Here is a 20233-nt window from a genome sequence, read left to right on the forward strand (position 1 = left end):
TTCCCTGTCTTATACCACCTCCCGCGGCGCCCCCGGGGGGGGGCCCCCCCCCGGGGGCCCCGGGGGGGGGTTTTTTTTCCCCCGGGGGCCCCCCCCCCCCCCCAAAAAGCTGTCCTCGCGAGGGAACCGCTGAGAACCCGCTGGTGGTCCGGTTGCGTGCGTGGTCGTTGGCTCAGCGGCTTCGCCGCTGACGGGAAGAACGGCTGAGCGGGAGGTGGCGGGTTCGGGGGGCGGGGCGCGGGCGCTGCGTACGATCGGCGTCGCCCGAACGAACCCGACGAGCCAGGTGTGTCTGCTGTGGACGAATTAGTCAGGTCGTGGAGCGACGAGCTGCTCGACTCCGGGTCGGCGCTGACCCTGCTGCTGGGCCTGGTCGCCCTCGGCCTCGTGCTCAACCGCGGCAGCTGGCGGCTGCTGCGCAACGTGGTGACCATCGCGCACGAAGGCGGGCACGCCGTGGTCGCGCTGCTCAGCGGCCGCAAGCTCAACGGCATCCGGCTGCACTCCGACACCTCCGGGCTCACCCTCTCCACCGGGCGTCCCACCGGGCCCGGCATGGTGTTCACCCTGTTCGCGGGCTACCCGGCGGTGTCCCTGCTCGGGCTCGGCGGGGCCGCGCTGGTGTCGTTCGACCAGGAGCGGGTCGCGCTGTGGGCGGCCGTGGCGCTGCTGGCGCTGATGCTGCTGGCCATCCGCAACGCCTACGGGGTGCTGTCCATCGTCGTCACCGGCGGCGCGCTGTTCGCGGTGTCCTGGTTCGCCACCCCGCAGTGGCAGGCCGCGTGCTGCGTGCTGTTCAGCTGGTTCCTGCTGTTCGGCGGGCTGCGGCCCATCGCGGAGCTGCGCGGCAAGCGCACCAGGGGGCGGGCGCCCAGCTCGGACGCCGACCAGCTCGCCCGGCTCACCCGGACCCCCGCCGGGCTCTGGCTGGGCGTCTGGTTCCTGCTCGGCGGTGCGGCGCTCGTGCTCGGTGGCCGCTGGCTGCTGCTCATCCCGCAGCTCTGACGGGCCCGAACGGGGTCGCGCCGTCCACAGTGGCCTTGTGCCGGACCGGTTCCGTGGCGCAGCATCGCCGGGTGACGACCTTCGAGATCCCCGACGTCCGCCCGGTCCACCGCATCGGGTACGGCGCGATGCAGCTCGCCGGGCCGGGCGTGCTCGGCCCGCCCACCGACCCGGCCCGCGCGGAAGCGGTGCTGCGCCGCGCGGTGGAGCTCGGGGTGGACCACATCGACACCGCCGACTTCTACGGCCCGTGGACGGTCAACGAGCTGATCGCGAAAGCGCTGCGGCCGTACCCGGACGACCTGCTGCTGGCCACCAAGATCGGGGCCTACCGGGACCGCGAAGGAGCCTGGCTGCCGCTGTCGCACCCGGACGCGTTGAAGTCCCAGGTGCACGACAACCTGCGCCGGCTGGGGCGGGACGTCCTCGACCTCGTCTACCTGCGCCACGTCGCCGACCGGCCGGGGATCGAGCTCGCCGACCAGCTCGGCGCCCTCGTGGAACTCCGCGACCAGGGCCTCGTGCGCGGCATCGGGCTGTCCCACGTGACCGCCGAGCAGTTCGAGCAGGCCCAGCGGCTGACCTCGATCGCCGCGGTGCAGAACGCCTACAACCTGCTGGACCGCGGCAGCGCCGATCTGCTGGAGCGCACCGCGCGGCTCGGCGTGGCGTTCGTGCCGTTCTTCCCGCTCGGCTCCGGGTTCGTCGCCGACAGCGGGGTGCGCGACGACCAGGTGGTGCGGTCGATCGCGCAGCGGCGCGGAGCCCGGCCCGCGCAGGTGTCGCTGGCCTGGTTGCTGCGCCGGTCCCCGAACGTGCTGGCGATCCCCGGGACCTCCTCGATCGAGCACCTGGAGGTCAACGTTTCGGCCGATCGGGTGGACTTGTCGGACGAGGACGTGGCCGAGCTCGACGCGCTCGTGGCCGAGGGCACCGCCGCCGAGCAGGCCCGGTGATCATCGCGCCGCCGTCCGGGGGATGATGATCACTTTCGTGGCAACGGCGGTGGACGGAGGAGGCCCGTGGACGGTGCTCCGCGTACTGGACATCACCCAGTAGTCTGGCGAACACGGGGAGACGTTCGGGGACCGGCGTGGTGCGACGAGCCTGGGGGCCGGAAGGCCTCCGCGCGGGACGCCCGCTTCCTGGCGACCGGGCGTCTCGCCCTGCCCGGCGCGTGGTCCGCCGGTGCGGTCGACGGACAGGTGAACTGAGCATGGGTGACCCCCTCGACCCGGATGCTGGGGCCGGGGCGCAGCCGGAACGCGGTGGCTGGCGCGCGACGCTGGTCCTGCGGTGGGCCGAACGGCTCGCCGCGTGCTCCCCGGACCTCGTCGAGGTGTCCGACGTGGAACTCAAGCACGCGCTGGCCGAGCTCGCCGACGAACTGGCCGAAGCGTTGCAGGACCCGTCGCGAGCCGCCGAATCCGGCCGGATCGTCGGGGAACGGCTCGTGGAGCTGCGCGCCACCGGCCCCGGCAGCCTCCAGTGCACGCTGGAGCTGATCCGCGACACCGTCGTCGGCGAATCCGGGGTCGGCGCCGTCGGGCACCTGCTGGAACTGCTCACCTCGATCGCCGCCGGCTATTCCGCGGCGGACCGGGAACGCGCCGAGGTCCAGCAGCGCACCACCGCGCAGCTGCTGCTGCGCGCCGACCGGGAACGCCGCGCCAGCGACGCCCGGTTCCGCGAGGTGTTCACCAGCACGCCCATCGGCGTCGCGATCTGCGACCTCAAGGGCCGGTTCACCGAGGTCAACCCGGCGCTCGCCGACATCCTCCGGCACCGCGAAGCGGACCTGCTGGAGATGAGCATCCACGATCTTTTCCACCCGGAGGAGGCCGCCTACCTCAACGCGGCCTACGCCGAACTCGCCGAAGGCGGCCCGGGGCAGCGGCTGCGGGAACGCCGCAGGCTGCTGCGCGCCGACGGCGAGCAGGCCTGGACCTACCTGGCCGTGTCGCTGCTGCGCGGCGCCGAAGGCGAACCGCGGCACATCGTCACGATGGTCGAGGACATCAGCGACCTGTACCTGCTGCAGGAACGCATCCAGTACCAGGCGCTGCACGACGCGATGACCGGGCTCGCGAACCGGCAGTACTTCCGCACCAGGCTCGAAGCCGCGCAGGGCAACTTCCCGCCGGACGGGATGCTCACCCTCTACCACCTGGGTCTCGACGGGTTCGAGCTGATCAACGACGGACTCGGCTACGAGACCGGCGACAAGGTGATCCGCGCCGTCGCGCACCGGTTGGAGCAGCTGGTGGAGAACGAGGAAGCGCTGGTCGCCCGCTTCGGCGGCACCGAATTCGCCATCCTCATCAGCGAATCGCCGCACACCCCGGCGATCCCCGAGTTCGCGGCGCTGATCAACGAGGAGCTGTCCGAACCGATCTACATCGGCAGGCACGGCATCGCCACCTCCGCCAGCATCGGCGTGGTGCGCCGCCGCGTCGCCGAAGCGGATCCGGCGAACATGATGTGGGCTGCGGACGTGGCGCTGCGCCGCGCGGAGATCGCCGGCGCCCGGCAGTGGGCGCTGTTCGACCCGGACATCGCACCGGACGAGCGCACCGAGGCGCAGCTGGCGGCGATCATGCCGGGCGCGCTGGAGCTCGGCGAGTTCCAGGTCTGCTACCGGCCGGTGATGGCCCTGGACACGGGCGCGCTGATCTCGGTGGAGGCGCAGCTGCGGTGGGACCCGCCGGACCACGGGGCGCTGGGCCACCGGGAATGCCTCCAGCTCGCGGAGCGCTCCGGGGTGACGCTGTCGTTGCGGGACTGGCTGCTGCGCGAAGCGTGGGGCCAGGTCGGGCTGTGGCACCGCTCCGGTTACCGGACCTGCTTCCTGGTGGAGCTGAGCGAGAACCAGGTGCGGGACCCGGACCTGGTGGCGCTGGTGCGGTCGGTGCTCGAAGACGGCGATCTGGACCCGAGCTGGATGCACCTGGCCGTGCCGACCCGGGTGGTGATGGAGGCTTCCGAGGAACTGCTGGAGAACCTGCGGCTGCTGCGGGGGCTGGGGGCGCGCGTGCTGCTGCACAGCTTCGCCGGTTCGGCACCGGAACTGCGGGCGCTGCGGCGGATCCCGGTGGACGGGGTGCGGCTGGCGGAAGAGCTGGTCGACCTGGTGCACGGGTGCGTGGACCCGGACGACCCGGCGGTGCGCGCGGTGCGGCAGCTGGCCCCGCTGATGCACGACAGCGGTGTCAAGATCTGCACCGGCGAGGTCGCCGACGAGCAGCAGGAACGGCACTGGGTGGACGCGGGCTGCGACTTCGCGGTCGGCCCCCGCTACGGCGAGCCGGTCACCGCGTGGGACGCGCAGGCGTTGCTGCGGAAGTTCGGTGCCGCGCAACCGCCGCACGAGCACGACCACGAGTCGGAGGGCGACGTCGTCTGACGTGGGCCTCGTGGCCGACCAGGCGCGGGGCGGGCGGATCAGCTGCCCGGTCCGGTGGTGGGGCGGTGGCGCGCGACCGAGAAGCGGATCAGCAGGCCCAGCACCATCCACATCAAGAAACGGGCCCAGGTCACCAGCGGGTAGTGCAGCGCCAATACCACGCACGCGAGGATGGCCAGGACGGGGAGCCACGGCACGAGGGGCACCCGGAACGCGCGCGTGAGGTCCGGCCGGGTGACGCGGAGCCGCAGCACTCCGCCGGACACGATCGCAAAAGCCGCCAGCGTGCCGATGTTCGACAGTTCGGCGAGCTCGGTGATCGGTGTGGTCCCGGCTACCAGGGCCACCCCCGCGCCGAGGACGACGGTGATCCGCTGCGGTGTGCGCCGCTTCGGATGCACCGCCGCGAACCAGCGCGGCAGCAGGCCGTCCCGGCTCATCGCGAGGAACACCCGTGCCTGCCCCATCATCATGACGAGCACGACCGCAGCGAGCCCCACCACTGCTCCCGTCGCGACGCCCAGGGCCGTCCACGTCGCACCGACCATCCGCAACGCGCCGGTGACCGGCGCCGCGGGGTCGATCCGGTCGTAGCGGACCATGCCGGTGAGCACGAGTGACACCGAGACGTAGAGCGTCGAGCACACCAGCAGGGTTCCGGCGATGGCCAGCGGCACCGTCCGCTGCGGCTGCCGGGTCTCTTCCGCCGAGGAGGCGATGATGTCGAACCCGGTGTAGGCGCCGAAGACGATGGCACCGCCGGTGAGCACTCCCACCGGGCCGTACCGGGTCGCTTGCGCATCGAAAATGCTGATCAACGGGGTCTCCCACGCGCCACCCGTCGGCGAGGCCCGGGGAGCGGGCACGAACGGCGACCAGTTGGCGGGATCGACGTGGCGTGCACCCACGAGTACGAACGCGATCGCGGCCAGCACCTTGACGGCGGTCATCACCGTCGTGACCCGAGCGGTGAGCCGGATGCCGAGGACGAGCACCACGGTGAGTGCGAGGACCAGCGACATCGCGGGCACGTTGAGCACCGCGTCCGGGCCGCTCAGGGTGGCGGGAAACCGGATGCCCAGCACGCCGAGCAGGTCTTCCAGGTAGCCGGACCACCCGACCGAGACGGCGGCTGCGCCGACGGTCATCTCCAGCATCAGGTCCCAGCCGATCACCCATGCGCAGAACTCGCCGAGCGCCGCGGCCGCGTAGGTGTAGGCGCTGCCGGCCACCGGGACGCTGCCCGCGAACTCGGCGTAGGAGACCGCGACCAGCAACGCCACCGCGGCACCGATCACGAACGAGACCGTGATCGCGGGTCCGGCGTAATCGGCCGCCGCTGTCCCGGTGAGCACGAACAAGCCGCTTCCCACGGTCACCCCGATGCCCATCATGGTGAGCGGGAGCGGGCCGAGGGTGCGCGGCATCCACGTGTGCGGAGCCTGCGCGTCGGCGATGGTCTGCTCAATGCTCTTGCCGGGCAACGAAGACCTCCCCCATGCGTTCGTCCACGGCCGTGCGGGCCGGCCGTGGGTCGTCGGGACGGTGGCTCGGTGATGGGTCGGCCGCGGGCGTCCATCCGGCTGGTTCGCAGCGGTGAACGGCGCCTCGGCAGACCTCGCGAGTGGTCGAGGAGATCTCGGTGCAGGCGGTGCCGCACGACATCTCCGGCCGGCGTGAACCGGCGGTGTGGTGCTGGACGAGCGCCTGACTGCGGCGCGCCGGGGACGAGTCCATTCGTCCCGTATTATTGCCCGTACAACTAGCCCCCTCGTTGTAGAAGTCGATACTCTAGGTGCTTTCCCCGCCGAGGAGGTAGCCCTCTCGCCGATCACGTTTTTCCCGGTCGTTTATGTCGGAATTGAGGGTGTTCGCTCGTGGCCGTTCCGGGTGGGCTGAAGTGGTGGGAAATGCTCCGATCGGTGGTTTTGGGGATGCGCCTCGGCGCCGTGGTGATGATCGCTTGACCGCGGCTCGTCGGGTCGTGTAGAAGTTATCAACGAATTAAGTGGCGAACTCCGAGGGTCCGGTGGTTCGAAGGTCCGCTCGATAGCGCGGATCATCTTCTGTTTTGCTTCGCCGATCGGTTCTCGTTCTTGACGTCGGTTCCTGGAATTTCGGTGCTCTCCGTTATCGGGTGGGGGAGGTGTGGAACTTCTGCGTGCTGAACTTTGCGCATTGTCGTGTCGGTCGGTCCTGCGGCGTGGCTCGCTGTAGAAGAACGAGTTCCGGAGCGTGTGTCAAGAATGTCGACTGAACCCTTCTCGTCGAGCGGGCCCGCTGAGCGCGTCCTCATCGTTTCGCTGATGAAGTCCGGTACTCACCTGATTCAGGAGTTGATGGTCGCGCTCGGGTACGGGATGTACGGCCAGTCCCGGATCACCGATGACATCCGGCCGGAACTCTCCCGGCCAGCGCGCCTGCGCGCGGCCCGGCTCGTCCACGGCGCGGAGCGGGCCGCTGAGCTGGAGAACGCCGATCCGGACGTGTTCGACCAGGTCACCGGGCAAGCGTGGGAGGCGCTCGGCTGGGCGTGGCAGGCCCGGCTGGGGTTGCCGCTGGAGAATCGGTACGGAGCCACCCTGGTCAACTCCGAGCTGGTGGCTCAAGCGCGTTCCCGCAGCATCGGCTCGCGGTTCTCGGACACCCCGGAGAACGTCTGCTGGATCCTCCCCGAGCTGGACATCAAGAAGATCGACGGCAACTTCATCCAGGAGTGGGCCGATACCGGCGAGCCGCGCATCATCTTCATGTACCGCGACCCGCGGGACGTGATCCTTTCGATGGTGAACTTCCTGTCGGGCAAGACGGCCGCGGGATTCGGGAACTTCAGCGAGTTCAAGGTTTTCAGCGCCATCCTGAACTCGTTCCCCACGATGGACGAGAAGCTCGAGTACGCGCTGAGCGATCCAGCGTTCCCGTGCATGGGAGACCATCGGCGTGCGCTGTGGCTGCTGCACCATCCGCAAGTGTGCGCGGTGTCCTTCGAGGAGCTGGTCGGGCCACGTGGGCTCGGAACCGAACAGCGCCAGGACGCCGCCATCCGGCGGGTACTCGACTTCGTCGGATCCCGGTCGAGCTCTGCCGAGGTCGCCGAGAAGATTTTCCGGGAGGACTCCTTCTCGTTCTTCAAAGGCCAGATCGGCGCTTGGCGCGAGGTCTTCACCGCGCGGCATCGCGAAATCGCCGAGTCGGTGCTCGGCGACGTGCTCAGCTCGTACGGCTACGTGTGATCAGAACTCCGAACAGACGAAGAAGGTGGCAGCATGAATCCGCAGGGTGATTCCGATGGCGAAACGCTGGAGATCAACGAGCCGCGGCTGATCAAGTGTATCGAGGAGGGTGAGCCGGATATCGGCGCCCTCTGGGAGTTCTGCGTGCACTTCGAATTCGAGCGGGACCTGGCGGTCGAGAGCATCGCGAAGTGGATCGGCCCTCCGGAGGGCAAGCGCGTCCTCGACTGCGCTTGCGGATCCGGATTCCCCGGGATCGAACTCGCTCAACGCGGTTACGACGTCACCTGCTCCGACGGTAGCGCCGCGATGCTGCGCCACTTCGAGCGCAACGCCCGCCTCGCCGGAGTCGAGCTCACCCCCGAACTGCTGACCTGGGACGGCTTGGTGCAGCGGTACGAGGATTCGTTCGACGTCGTGCTGTGCCGCGGCGGGGGATCTTACCTCTACGGCGGTACTTGGGACGATGACGCTTCGCCTGACTCGGAAGCGCTCGTCGATTCGCTGCGGCAGTTCGTCGGCTGCGTGCGCCCCGGCGGCGGCCGTCTCTACATCGACATCACTCGCGCGGAGGATCTGGAACGCACCGAGCCGCAGGTGACTCGGCGCCCGCGCATGGTGGTCGGCGGACACGTCGTGGAGCTGTCCGAGACGGTGACTCCGCACCCGGAAACCGGAATGCGGGTGTGGAACAGCGAGCTGCGGGTGGACGGGAACGTCTACGAGTTCGAGCGGCGTTCGCACTACCTGCCGCACGAGCAGCTGGTCGCGGTGCTGGAGAAGGCCGGGCTGTCCGAGGTGAATCGGGAGGTCATCCCCGGCGAACACTACGACGTGTTCTCCGGCGTGCGTGCTTGACCGGAGCGGCACGACGGTACTTCCTCGTTGATCGTGGCCCCCGGAGCACCGATCACGGGCGAGGACCGTTGAGCACGGCGCGGGCCGGCCGCGTGAGCGTGAGCTCCCGCGCGTCGGCGGCGCGGGAGGCCGCCAGGAGGCGGACAATGCGGCCTGCCGGTGCCCGCGGTGGAAGATCTCCGGGTCACCCGCCCGGTGAGACGAACTGGGAGGTTCTCTTGGATCCGGTCCTGCTGGTGTTGAGCGGCGGTCAGAGCGAGTACCGGGAGTACATGCTCGGCAAGATCGCCGAGCGGTATCCGATCGTCCTGCTCACTCCTGATCCGGTGACCTGGGAGCGCGAGTACATCACCGCCGAACTTCGGATCGATCCCGCGGACACCGCGGAGATCGTGGCCACCGCGCGGCGCGCCGCGCAGCGCTACGCAGTCGCCGGGGTGCTGACCTACCACGAGCCCTGCGTCGAGCTGGCGGCGGTGATCGCCGCGGAACTGGGGGTGCCGCGATGTCCACCGCAGGGTGCGGCGCGCTGCCGTGACAAGTGGGCCACCCGGTTGGCGCTGGACGCGGACGGCGTCCCCTCCGCTGCGGCGGAGCTGGTCACCTCGGCGGCCGAGGCGGCCGAGGCGGCTGCCCGGATCGGCTACCCGGTCGTGGTCAAGCCCCGTTCGCTGTCGGCCAGCTTCGGGGTGTCGAAAGTGGACTGCCCCGCCGAGCTGGAACCCGCGTTCGACCGGGCCTTCGCGAGCGGCCTGCCGGAGCCGTGGGAGCACCACAGCGGCGTGCTCGTCGAGGAATACCTGGACGGCCCGGAGATCAGCGTCGACAGCGCGGTCCACGGCGGAGTGGTGGAGAGCCCGGTCTTCGCCCGGAAGGTGCTGGGCTATCCGCCGCACTTCGAGGAACTCGGGCACGTCGTGGCCGACCCGGCCGATCTCGTGGCCGATCCGCAGCAGGTGCGAGATGTGGTCCGCGCGGCGCACTCGGCGTTGGGCGTCGACAACACCGTGACGCACACCGAGCTGCGGCTGACCGCACGTGGGCCTCGGCTGGTCGAGGTCAACGGCCGTTCCGGCGGCGACCTCATCCCCGACCTGGCCGAGCTGGCGACGGGGGTGGACATGGCTGCTGCCGCGGCCGACGTGGCCGCGGGAGTGCCGCCGACGTTGCGGGTCGTCCGCTCGCGGGTAGCGGGAATCCGGTTCTTCTACACCGACGAATCCGGCGTCGTGGACGCACTGGAGCTGGATGCCGCAGAGGGTGAGCTGCCGTGGTTGCACCGGGTGACCTGGCTGGTGGAGCCCGGTACGCTGATCCGTCCCGAACCGGGCAGGAGGTACTTCGCCCGCATCGGTTTCGCGGTGGTGGTGGCTGGTTCGGTGTCCGAATGCGAGCAGCGGATGGCGAAGGTCGCCGAGCTGGTCCGCGTGCGCACCACGGGACGGGCGCGGTCGAATCGGTGGTGAAACCCGTTGCCGCATCCGTTCCGCTCGTCGAGCGGATCGGCGACGAAACCGGTACCAGACTTCCGAGGTGGTCGAGTGCTCCGCAGTGCGTTCCGATCCGAGTCGTTGACGCAGCTCGCGCCGCTCAGGTCGTTGCTGCTGGCGGTCCTGGTGTTCCGCACCGGCTGCGTGCTGCTGCCGTTCTTCGGGCTGTACCTGACCGAAGGGGCGCACGTCTCCGCCGGGCTGGTGACGTTGATCGTCGGATGCTTCGGCCTGGGCGGACTGCTGGCCGACGTCTCGATGCCGGCGACCCTGTCCCGGCTTTCTCCCGGCCGCGCCATCCCGCTGGCCCTCGGCGTGCAGGCGGTGGCCTTGCTGGTGGCGGCCGTGGCCGCGCAGCCGATCGCGCTGGTCTGCGCGACCGTGGTGTGGGGCTTCTGCTACGAGATGGTCAATCCCGCCTGCTACACCCTGATCACCCGTTCCGTGGATGCCGAGCACCGCAAGGTCGCGTTCGCGGCGCTGCGGCTGTGCATCAACGTCGGGATGGGGCTGGGCCCGGCGATCGGGTCGGTGCTCTACGCCTGGGGGCAGTTCTCGCTGCTGTTCCTGGTCAATGCCGCGTTCGGGCTGATCGCGGCGGTGTTGGTCCGGAAGTGGGCCGTCGGGTACGAGGTGCCGGGCGAACGCGAGCGCACCGGCGGCAACGCCTGGCACGGCTCGGTCCGCGACGAAGCGCGGTTCTGGACGTTCATGCTCACCGCTTTTCCGGCCCAGCTCGCGTTCGCGTTGCCTTCGACCGTGCTGAGCCTCTACATCGTCAGCCGGTTGGGACTCTCGCCGCTGGTGGCCGGGGTGATCCTGTTCCTCAATGCCGCGATGGTCGTCGTCATCGAGTTGCCGCTGAACATCGCGACCGCCCAGTGGAGCAACACCCGGGCGATCGTGGTGGGCCTGCTGTTCGCCGCGGCCGGGTTCGGGATGATCGGACTGCACCCCAGTTTGTGGCTGCTGGTGCTCTCGACGATCGTGTGGACGATCGGGGAGATGGTCATCGGGCCGGCGTTCCTGGGGTACGTGCAGGAGATCTCGTCGCCGCGGTTGCTGGTGCGCAACATGGGCGCGTTCTCGGGCGGCGTCAACGGCGGCCTCTTGCTGGCTCCGGTGGCCTACGGGATCGTGACCGGTTCCGGGCTGCCCGGCGGGATCTGGTCGCTGGTCGGGGTGGTGCTGCTCGTATCGGTCCTGGTCTTCGGGGTCATCAGCCGAGGCGGACGGGGAACGGGGAGTGCTTCGCAGCGCCCCACCACCGAGTAGTTCACTGTGGACCCGTGCTTCGGTGTGCGCGTCCGGCCTCGGCTGGTCCGGGTGGATCCGGCGCGGGCCGCCCCGGGGGACGGTGCGAACGGGACCGAGATGAGCGGGCCACCACCCGATGGCACATGATCGGGTGGTGGCACCGAACGAGATTCCGAACGACGAAGCCAACGACGAAGCCGACGAGATGTTCGCCGCGTGGATGCGGCAGAACCTGGACCGGGCCGCGGAGCACTTCGCGGTGCGCGTGGTCGGCGAGCCGGTGCTCGGGTGGCGGCAGCGGTCCATCGGCGCGGCCGTGCTCGGCGCCGAAGGCCCGCGCTGGCTGCGGGTGGTCTCCGAGGAGATCCGGTGGGCCGACGGGGACTGGTGGACCGGCAACGCCGACGCCAACGCGATCACCGGTGTGCGCAAACCGCGGGTGCTCGGCCTGGTGGAGTGGGAACTGGCGGAGACGCGGCGGCAGCGCGCCGAGCTGATGACCTTCGTGCCGGGGCAGCGCTGCTCGGATACCGACGTGCTGCGCGCCGAGGTCGACCTGCCCGAGCAGTGGTGGTCGGAGCTGCGCACCGCGCTGGAGACGATCCGGGTGGTACCGACGCTGCGGCTGCGCAACGACGAACCCGACATCCAGCGGGCCGTGCGGGAGAAGCTCGGTCACGAGCTGGACGTCCAGCACTGGGACACCGTGCACGGCGACCTGCACTGGGCGAACCTGGTCCGGCCGCGGTTCGGCCTGCTGGACTGGGAGCTGTGGGGGCGCGGACCGGCGGGCACCGACGCGGCTTCGCTGTACTGCTGCAGCCTGCTCGTGCCGCCGGTCGCCGCGAAGGTGCGGGAGACGTTCGCCGATGTCCTCGACGGTCCGGACGGGCCCACCGCGCTGCGCTACGTCGCCGCCCGTGCCCTGCACCGCGTCGACATGGGCGACCACCCCGACCTCGCCGCACCGCTGCGCGAACTGCTCGCCGGGCTCGACGGCTGACGTGGTGCGGTTCCCGGGCCCGCCGGGCGCCGGTCAGCCGGGGAGGCCGAGAGCGGCGCGGACGATCGCGAGCGCTTCCTGCGGCGGGATGCCGAGGTCGCAGGTCGTGCGCGCGTAGGCGGCGGCGGCTTCGGCGGCGCGGCGGCTGCTCTGGTCCCCGGACGCGGCGACGAAGGTGCCCGCCCGGCCGCGGGTCTCGATCAGCCCGGCCTGCTCCAGCTCGCGGTACGCCTTCGCCGCGGTGTTCGCCGCGATGCCCAGGTCCGCCGCGAGCGCCCGCACCGTCGGCAGCTTCGCGCCCACCGGCAGCTGCCCGGAGTTGATCCGCTCGGCGATCCCGGACCGCACCTGCTCGAACGGGCTCACCCCGGAACCGGGGTCCACCTTGAGATCCATGCCCGCATTGTCCGCCACCGCTCCGGGACGGCCGTCCGCACGGGTGCCCGGGGTGTCCGTCCGCCCGCCGCGCGACCGAACCGGTACGGACTTCACCCGGTGATCTCGTGCGGGACGCCGAGTTCGTCGTAGAGCAGCGCCGCGGTCCGGCGCTGCTCGCGAGCCTGTTCGGGACGTCCGGTGCGTTCGTAGAGGTCGGCGAGCCGCTCGCGGTCCAGGGCCTCGCCGTAGCCGTACTCGGTCTCCTGGTGCAGTGCCAGCGCCTGCTCCAAGTGCTCGGCGGCCTCGTCGGTGCTGCCCATCGCTCCCAGCACCAGGCCGATCTCGCTCAAGCAGCTGGCCTCGTTGCGGCGGTCGCCGTGCGAGCGGCGGATCGCGATGGCCCGGTGCAGGTGCGGGATCGCCTCGTCGAACTGCCCGAGGCGGCACTCGGCTTTGGCCAGCGCGCTCAACGCGGTGGCCTCGCCCCACTCGTCGCCCAGCGCGACGTGCATGGCGTAAGCGCGCTCCAGCGTCTCGTCGGCCTCCGCGTCGCGGCCCAGCCCGTAGTACACGCTGCCGAGGTCGCGCAGCGCCCACGCGTGCGCCCACTCCGGGCCGACCCGTTCCCACAGGGAGACCGCGCGCTGCAGCTCCGCCAGCGCCTTCTGGTGCTCGTGCACCGTTCCCCACGCGATGGCGTCGCTGGTCAGCAGCCAGGCTTCGGCGAGCTCGTCGCCGAGCGCGCGGGCGGACGCGAGCCCGATGCGGTGCGTCTCCAGCCAGTCGGCCACCGGCCGCCGCGACAGCATGAAGGCGAACATCGCCACCGGCAGCTGCCAGCCGAAGACGTGCTCCCCGCGTGCCGAAGCCTGCCGGACCGCGGCCTTCAGGTTCTCGCGCTCCTCGTCGTAGAAGTGCAGCGCGGCCGGGCGATCGGCGAATTCCGGTATGGAGCCGGGGGAATCGGGCGTGTCCATCGGGATCCGGGTGAAGCTCGGCGCCGCCGGCCAGGACGCGGCGATCGTCGCGTGCAGGTACCAGGACAGCAGCCCGCGCACCGCGGCGTCACGTGCCGCCTCGCTCTCATCGTGCCGCGCGCATTCGGCGGCGTAGAGGCCGAGCAGGTCGTGGAAGCGGTAGCGCTGCGCCCGGTGCTCGTCGAGCAGGTGCGCTCCGACCAGGACGTCCAGCAACCGGCGGGTCTTGCTGCGCGTGAGCCCGCTCAGCGCCGTCGCGGCGTCCAAGCCGATGTCGGGGGTCTCGGCGAGCCCGAGCAGCCGGAACAGGCGCGCCGCGTCCGCTGGCAGCGAGCGGTAGGACCAGGAGAAGACCGCCCGCACCGTGGTGAACTCGTCCTCTTCGACGGTCAGCGCGTCCAGCCGGTCGCGCTCGTCGGCCAGCTCCTCGACGAGCTCGGCGACCCGCAGGTGCGCTCCGGCGACGAGCCGTTCTGCGGCGATGCGCAGTGCCAGCGGCAGGAATCCGCAGTACCGGGCCAGTGCGACGGCGGCATCGGGTTCCGCGTCGACCCGGTCGGCGCCCGCGGCCTTGCGGAGCAGTTCGATCGCGCGGTCCGGTGGCAGCACGTCCAGCGACATCCGGGTGGCTCCTTCTCTGGCCGTCAGACTCGTCAACCGGTTGCGGCTGGTGATCAACACCCGGCAGGGCGGGGAACCGGGCAGCAGCGGGCGGACCTGCTCGGCGCCGGCGGCGTTGTCGAGCACGATCAGGATGTGGCGACCGGTCAGCAGCGTCCGGTACATCGAGGACTTCGCGTCGGCGTCCACGGGCAACCGCTCGCTGGGAACGCCCAGCGCACGCAGCATCTCGTCCAGCGCCTCGCTCGCGTCCCGCCTGCGATCGACGTGGTGGCCGCGCAGGTCCACGTACAGGTCGCCGTCGGGGAACCGGTCCCGCACCCGGTGCGCCCAGCAGGCGGCCAGCGACGTCTTCCCGACGCCCCCGGAACCGACGATCAGCCAGGTCGGCGCGGAAGGGTCGGCCAGCCAGGAGTCCAGTGCGGCCAAGCTGGTCTCGCGGTCGGTGAAGTGCGCGACGCGGGCGGGCAACTGCTTCGGCACCGGGGCCTCCGGAGCGGCCCGCTGGTGGAAGTGCACGTCGCCATCGACCTTGCCCACCTGCACGACGTTGCGCGCGGTTCCGGCGAAGACGTTGCGGATCTCCTCGGCCATCCCGACCTCCGAAGCGAGTGTCCGAGGACGGTGTACCGCCTCCGGGCGCCTCGGCAGGGCGAAACCTCCCGGAAAGTCCGGAAGAACGGCCATCCGGAGCAGCCGCACTACCCGAATGCCCGGCCTGCGGGCAGTGGCGGGCGCGGTCCTTCGCCCTGCTCAGCGGAGGAGCCTCGCGTACGACCTCGGCGCTGCACTGCCGGATCAACGCGTCGATTCCCGCGTCGCCGACCGGCTCGGCCTCGACGACCCGTGCGGACGTGCGGGCCATGATCCTCGGACGTCCCGAGCGGATGCAGCGCTCGGTCACCGCTCGCGGAACGCGCGCAGCAGCTCGTCCGCGGCGAGGGAGGCGGTGAGCCCTCCCGCGCGCACCTCGGACTCGACGTCGTCGACGAGCTCCCGGACGGCGGGATGCGCGGCGAGCTCGGCCATCAGCTGGTCGCGCACCAGCGCCCAGGTCCACTCCACCTGCTGGCGGCTGCGCTTCTCGGCGAGCTCGCCGGACTCCGCCAGCGTCGCCCGGTGCTGCTCGACCTGCTCCCACAGCGCACCCAGGCCGCCGCCGGTGAGGCCGCTGCACGTCACCACCGGCGGCGTCCACGAGGCGCTGACCGGGGTGAGCAGCCGCAGCGCCGAGCGCAGTTCGCGCGCGGCCTTGCGCGCGTCCATCTCGTGCGGGCCGTCGGCCTTGTTCACCGCCACCAGGTCCGCGAGCTCCAGCACGCCCTTCTTGATGCCCTGCAGCTGGTCGCCGGTCCGCGCCAGCGTCAGCAGCAGGAAGCAGTCGACCATGCCGGCCACCGTGACCTCGGACTGCCCGACGCCGACGGTCTCCACCAGCACCACGTCGAACCCGGCGGCCTCCATCAGCACGACGGTCTCCCGGGTGGCGCGGGCGACGCCGCCGAGCGTCCCCGCGGAGGGGGAGGGGCGCACGAACGCCGCCGGATCCGCCGCCAGCGCCGCCATCCGCGTCTTGTCGCCGAGGATGCTGCCGCCGGTCCGGGTCGAGGACGGGTCCACCGCCAGCACCGCCACCCGGTGCCCGGCGGCGGTCAGCGAGGTGCCGAGCGACTCGATGAACGTGGACTTGCCGACCCCGGGCACCCCGGTGATGCCCACCCGGTGCGCGCCACCGCTGTGCGGCAGCAGCTGGACCAGCAGCTCCTGGGCCTTGGCCCGGTGCGCCGGTTTGGTCGACTCGACCAGCGTGATGGCCTGCGCCAGCTTCGTGCGGGAGCCCCCCAGCACGCCCTCGGCGTAGTCCGCGACGTCGATCTCGCGCGGCATCAGTCGAGTTCGAGCCGGGTTCGGAGCTCTTCCAGCAGGCCGAGCGCCGCGTCCGCGATCACCGTGCCCGGCGGGAAGATCGCGCTCGCGCCCGCTTCGCGCAGCGCGTCGAAGTCCGCGGGCGGGATCACGCCACCGACGACGACCATGATGTCCTCGCGGCCCACCGCGGCGAGCTCGTCGCGCAGCGCGGGCACCAGCGTCAGGTGCCCGGCGGCCAGCGAGGACACCCCGACGATGTGCACGTCGGACTCGGCGGCCTGGCGCGCGACCTCGGCGGGGGTCTGGAACAGCGGGCCCACGTCCACGTCGAAGCCGACGTCGGCGAACGCGGAGGCGATCACCTTCTGGCCGCGGTCGTGGCCGTCCTGGCCCATCTTGGCGACCAGGATGCGGGGACGGCGGCCCTCGTCCTCGGCGAAGCGCTCGACGACCTCCAGCGCCCGCTCCAAGGACTTCGACGGTCCCGATTCCTCCCGGTACACCCCGGAGATCGTACGGATCTGGCCGGCGTGGCGGCCGAAGACCTTCTCCATCGCGTCGGAGATCTCGCCGACGGTCGCCTTCGCGCGCGCCGCGTCCACGGCGAGGGTGAGCAGGTTGTGGTCGAGGTCGTCGGGGCGCTCGTCGGACATCGCGGCCTCGGCGGCGCCGGTGAGGCGCCGCAGCGCGTCCTGGCAGGCGGCCTCGTCGCGCTCCTCCCGCAACCGGCGCAGCTTGTCCAGCTGCTCGGCGCGGACCTCGGCGTTGTCGACCTTGAGGACCTCGATCTGCTCGTCGCCGTCGAAGCGGTACTTGTTGATGCCGATCAGCGGCTGCCGCCCGGAGTCGATGCGCGCCTGGGTGCGCGCGGCGGCCTCCTCGACGCGCAGCTTCGGGATGCCCGCGTCGATGGCCTGCGCCATGCCACCGGCGTCCTCGACCTCGGTGATGTGCGCCCAGGCGCGTTCGGCGAGATCGGCGGTGAGTCGTTCGACGTAGTGGCTGCCGCCCCACGGGTCGATCACGCGGGTGGTGCCGGACTCCTGCTGCAGCAGCAGCTGGGTGTTGCGGGCGATGCGCGCGGAGAAGTCGGTGGGCAGCGCCAGCGCCTCGTCGAGGGCGTTGGTGTGCAGCGACTGGGTGTGCCCCTGGGTGGCGGCCATCGCCTCCACGCAGGTGCGCGCCACGTTGTTGTACACGTCCTGAGCGGTCAGCGACCAACCGGAGGTCTGCGAATGAGTGCGCAACGACAGGGATTTCGGGTTCTTCGCGCCGAACTCCTTCACCAGCTTCGCCCACAGCAACCGCGCCGCGCGCAGCTTCGCGACCTCCATCGCGAAGTTCATCCCGATGCCCCAGAAGAACGACAGCCGCGGGGCGAACGAGTCGATGTCCAGCCCGGCCTGCCGGCCCGCGCGCAGGTACTCCACGCCGTCCGCGAGGGTGTAGGCGAGCTCCAGGTCGGCCGTCGCTCCGGCCTCCTGGATGTGGTAGCCGGAGATGGAGATCGAGTTGAACTTCGGCATCCGCCGCGAGGTGTAGGCGAAGATGTCGGAGATGATCCGCATCGACGGCTGCGGCGGGTAGATGTAGGTGTTGCGGACCATGAACTCCTTGAGGATGTCGTTCTGGATGGTCCCCGCGAGCTGTTCCGGTGCCACGCCCTGCTCTTCGGCGGCGACGATGTAGAGCGCCATCACCGGCAGCACGGCGCCGTTCATCGTCATCGACACGCTCATCTCGTCCAGCGGGATCCCGTCGAACAGCTGGCGCATGTCGTAGATCGAGTCGATCGCCACCCCGGCCATGCCCACGTCACCCGACACCCGCGGGTGGTCGGAGTCGTAACCGCGGTGGGTGGCCAGGTCGAACGCCACCGACAGGCCCTTCTGCCCGGCGGCGAGGTTGCGGCGGTAGAACGCGTTCGACGCCGCGGCGGTGGAGAAACCGGCGTACTGGCGCACCGTCCACGGCTGGTTGACGTACATCGTCGGGTACGGGCCGCGCAGGAACGGTGCGATGCCCGGGTAGGTGCCGAGGAAGTCGAGGTCCTCGGTGTCGGCCGCGGTGTAGAGCGGCTTCACCCCGATGCCCTCGGGGGCCTCCCACACCAGCGCGTCGGATTCCTTGCCGGTGGCCGACAGGACCGCCGAGTTCCAGTTCGCGGCGGCCGCCGGCTCGGCGTCCCGGTCCAGCGGGATGTCGGCGAAGTTGGGGATGCTGTGGTTCATCACTCGACTCCCAACGTGCGGTGCGCCGCGCGCAGCACCTCGACGGCATCGCAGCCGGTGAACACCAGACCGTCCACTTCGGACGGTGGTCGCCCCGGCTTCCCGGCCAGCAGCACGGTCTGCGCGCCCGCTTCCTTGAGCGCTCGCGCGGTGTCGGCGGCGCGCTCGCCGTAGACCTTGTCGGCCGAGCACAGGCACGCCACCGGCGACGGGTTCTCGGCGTAGGCGGCGAGCACGTCCGAGGTGGTCTCGGTCGGGCCGGCTTCGACGGCGTCCAGCCCGCCCGCGGCGAACAGGTTCCGCGCGAACGAGGACCGCGCCGTGTAGGTGGCCAGCGGGCCGAGCGTGGCGAGGAAGACCCGGGGTCGTTGCGCGCAGGCGTCGGCGGCGTCGCGCAACGCCTCGAACTCCTCGGCGTAGCGCACCCGGGGCAGCCCGCCGCCCGGCGGAGCCGGGACCGGTGCGCGGTGCAGCGGTTCCTCGCCGAGGTTCGGGAACTCGCTGACCCCGGTGATCGGTTCGCTGCGGTCGGCGATGGCGGCCCGGCGGCGGTCCCAGGTGGCGGCGAGCCGGTCGGCGACCAGCCCGGAGCACAGCGCGGCGGGCAGCCCACCGGCGGCTTCGATCTCCTGGAACCAGCGCCACGCGGCCCGCGCGAGCTCGTCGGTGAGCGCTTCCACGTACCAGGAGCCGCCCGCCGGATCGATGACCTGCGCCAGGTGCGACTCGTCGAGCAGCAGCGCCTGGGTGTTGCGGGCGACGCGGCGCGCGAACTCGTCGGGAGCGCCGATCGCGGCGTCGAAGGGCTGCACGGTGATGGCCTGCGCCCCGCCGACCCCGGCGGCGAAGGTGGCGATCGTGCTGCGCAGCATGTTCACCCACGGATCGCGGCGGGTCAGCATCGCCGAGGAGGTGACCGCGTGCTGGCGCTGGGCGCGGGCGGGCTCGGCGGCGCCGCAGCGGCGCGCCACCTGCTCCCACACCCGCCGCGCGGCGCGCAGCTTCGCGATGGTGAGGAACTGGTCGGCGGTCGCGGCGTAGCGGAACTCCAGCAGCCCGCAGGCGGTGTCGGCGTCCAGTCCCGCCTCGGTCAGCCAGCGCAGGTAGGTCACCCCGGCGGCCAGCGAGGCGCCGAGCTCTTCGCCGTCGGAGCCGCCCGCGTCGTGGTACGGCAGCGCGTCGACGGTGATCGCCTGCAACCCGGGGTGCTCCGCGGCGCAGCGCCGCGCGAGCTCCACCGCCTGCTCGGGGCCGGTCTCGCGACCGGTGCGGGCCTGCACGCCGAGCGGATCGGCGCCGAGGTTGCCGCGCAGCGCGCTGGGCGCCACGTCCTGCTCGGCGGCGAGCCGCAGCAGCTCGGCGGCCGCGGCCGGTGCCTCGTCCCCGGCGTCGAGGACCACGCCGATCATGTCCAGGTGCACGCCGTGCAGCGCGTCGCCGAGGTCGCCCACCGCGAGCCCGCCCGCGCCGAACCGCAGCAGCAGCGAGGTGACGCCGCCGTTGAGGTCGGCGAGGACCTCCCGGTTCACCGCCGTCGCGTCCGGGCCGCCGTGGGACTGGCGCACGTCCCAGCCCTCCGCCACCGACCCCTGCGGCCTGCTGCCGCGCACGAACGGCGCGAACCCGGGCACGCCCGCGGCCGGCAGGTCCGCGTCGGCGGAGTACAGCGGTCGCACCGTGAAGTCGTCGTACCCGGGGGAGTCCAGCAGCGCCGCGGCGTCGGCAGGCGACGGATCGTCCTGGCGGATGCGGCCGGTCCGGCGCAGGACCTTCTCCACCTGCTCCAGCCACTGCTCGTGGGTCGGCCGGGGGAATTCGCCGGCCAGGCTGAGCCCGGGCCGGGGGCTGCTCGTCGTCGAGAGCCGGTCAGTGGGCGCCATGACAGTCGATGGTAGGACTCCGCACCGG

Annotated in this window: 14 protein-coding genes; 8 read left to right on the forward strand and 6 right to left on the reverse strand. The window is 71.4% G+C overall.

The window, feature by feature from the left end:
• Positions 1–297: 297 nt before the first annotated feature.
• The 3 genes from LCD35_RS16135 to LCD35_RS16145 all read left to right on the forward strand — a co-directional run bounded on the left by LCD35_RS16135 (position 298) and on the right by LCD35_RS16145 (position 4408).
• Entirely contained in the window at positions 298–1005 is a 708-nt protein-coding gene (locus tag LCD35_RS16135; RefSeq protein ID WP_224958972.1) for a M50 family metallopeptidase, read from the forward strand.
• 71 nt (positions 1006–1076) lie between these two features.
• Positions 1077–1961, forward strand: coding sequence for an oxidoreductase (locus LCD35_RS16140; protein ID WP_224958971.1), 885 nt, complete (start codon positions 1077–1079; stop codon positions 1959–1961).
• 260 nt (positions 1962–2221) lie between these two features.
• Complete coding sequence (locus LCD35_RS16145) at positions 2222–4408, forward strand: bifunctional diguanylate cyclase/phosphodiesterase (protein ID WP_224958970.1); 2187 nt, start codon at positions 2222–2224, stop codon at positions 4406–4408.
• 38 nt (positions 4409–4446) lie between these two features.
• Here the strand turns inward: LCD35_RS16145 and LCD35_RS16150 are convergent, their stop codons facing one another.
• Positions 4447–5892 (reverse strand): amino acid permease, encoded by a 1446-nt coding sequence (locus LCD35_RS16150; RefSeq protein WP_224958969.1) that lies wholly within the window; start codon positions 5890–5892, stop codon positions 4447–4449.
• 699 nt (positions 5893–6591) lie between these two features.
• On the opposite strand from LCD35_RS16150, the gene LCD35_RS16155 reads away from it, so the two are divergent.
• The 5 genes from LCD35_RS16155 (at position 6592) to LCD35_RS16175 (ending at position 12249) form a co-directional block, all read left to right on the forward strand.
• Positions 6592–7641 (forward strand): sulfotransferase, encoded by a 1050-nt coding sequence (locus LCD35_RS16155; protein WP_225044412.1) that lies wholly within the window; start codon positions 6592–6594, stop codon positions 7639–7641.
• A gap of 33 nt (positions 7642–7674) precedes the next feature.
• Positions 7675–8499, forward strand: a complete 825-nt coding sequence (locus tag LCD35_RS16160; RefSeq protein WP_224966908.1) for a class I SAM-dependent methyltransferase — start codon at positions 7675–7677, stop codon at positions 8497–8499.
• Positions 8500–8717: 218 nt separating this feature from the next.
• On the forward strand, positions 8718–9965 hold the full coding sequence (locus tag LCD35_RS16165) for an ATP-grasp domain-containing protein (protein ID WP_224966907.1): 1248 nt from the start codon (positions 8718–8720) through the stop codon (positions 9963–9965).
• A 75-nt stretch (positions 9966–10040) separates the two neighbouring features.
• Positions 10041–11264, forward strand: a complete 1224-nt coding sequence (locus LCD35_RS16170) for an MFS transporter (protein WP_224966906.1) — start codon at positions 10041–10043, stop codon at positions 11262–11264.
• A 136-nt stretch (positions 11265–11400) separates the two neighbouring features.
• On the forward strand, positions 11401–12249 hold the full coding sequence (locus LCD35_RS16175) for an aminoglycoside phosphotransferase (protein ID WP_224966905.1): 849 nt from the start codon (positions 11401–11403) through the stop codon (positions 12247–12249).
• A gap of 33 nt (positions 12250–12282) precedes the next feature.
• Here LCD35_RS16175 and LCD35_RS16180 read toward each other — a convergent pair whose 3' ends face one another.
• The 5 genes from LCD35_RS16180 to LCD35_RS16200 all read right to left on the reverse strand — a co-directional run bounded on the left by LCD35_RS16180 (position 12283) and on the right by LCD35_RS16200 (position 20205).
• Positions 12283–12645, reverse strand: coding sequence for a GntR family transcriptional regulator (locus tag LCD35_RS16180; RefSeq protein ID WP_224966904.1), 363 nt, complete (start codon positions 12643–12645; stop codon positions 12283–12285).
• Positions 12646–12737: 92 nt separating this feature from the next.
• Positions 12738–14819, reverse strand: a complete 2082-nt coding sequence (locus tag LCD35_RS16185; protein WP_225044413.1) for a tetratricopeptide repeat protein — start codon at positions 14817–14819, stop codon at positions 12738–12740.
• A gap of 306 nt (positions 14820–15125) precedes the next feature.
• Complete coding sequence (gene meaB / locus LCD35_RS16190; RefSeq protein WP_224966903.1) at positions 15126–16112, reverse strand: methylmalonyl Co-A mutase-associated GTPase MeaB; 987 nt, start codon at positions 16110–16112, stop codon at positions 15126–15128.
• The gene (gene scpA / locus LCD35_RS16195; protein WP_224958955.1) at positions 16112–18325 is read right to left on the reverse strand and encodes a methylmalonyl-CoA mutase; all 2214 of its coding nucleotides are present in this window, start codon (positions 18323–18325) and stop codon (positions 16112–16114) included. The genes meaB and scpA overlap by 1 nt, the downstream gene beginning before the upstream one ends.
• Positions 18325–20205, reverse strand: a complete 1881-nt coding sequence (locus tag LCD35_RS16200; protein ID WP_224958954.1) for a methylmalonyl-CoA mutase family protein — start codon at positions 20203–20205, stop codon at positions 18325–18327. The genes scpA and LCD35_RS16200 overlap by 1 nt, the downstream gene beginning before the upstream one ends.
• Positions 20206–20233: the final 28 nt, after the last annotated feature.

It is taken from the genome of Saccharopolyspora sp. 6V, from assembly GCF_020176785.1.
Classification (GTDB): Bacteria; Actinomycetota; Actinomycetes; order Mycobacteriales; family Pseudonocardiaceae; genus Saccharopolyspora_C; species Saccharopolyspora_C gregorii.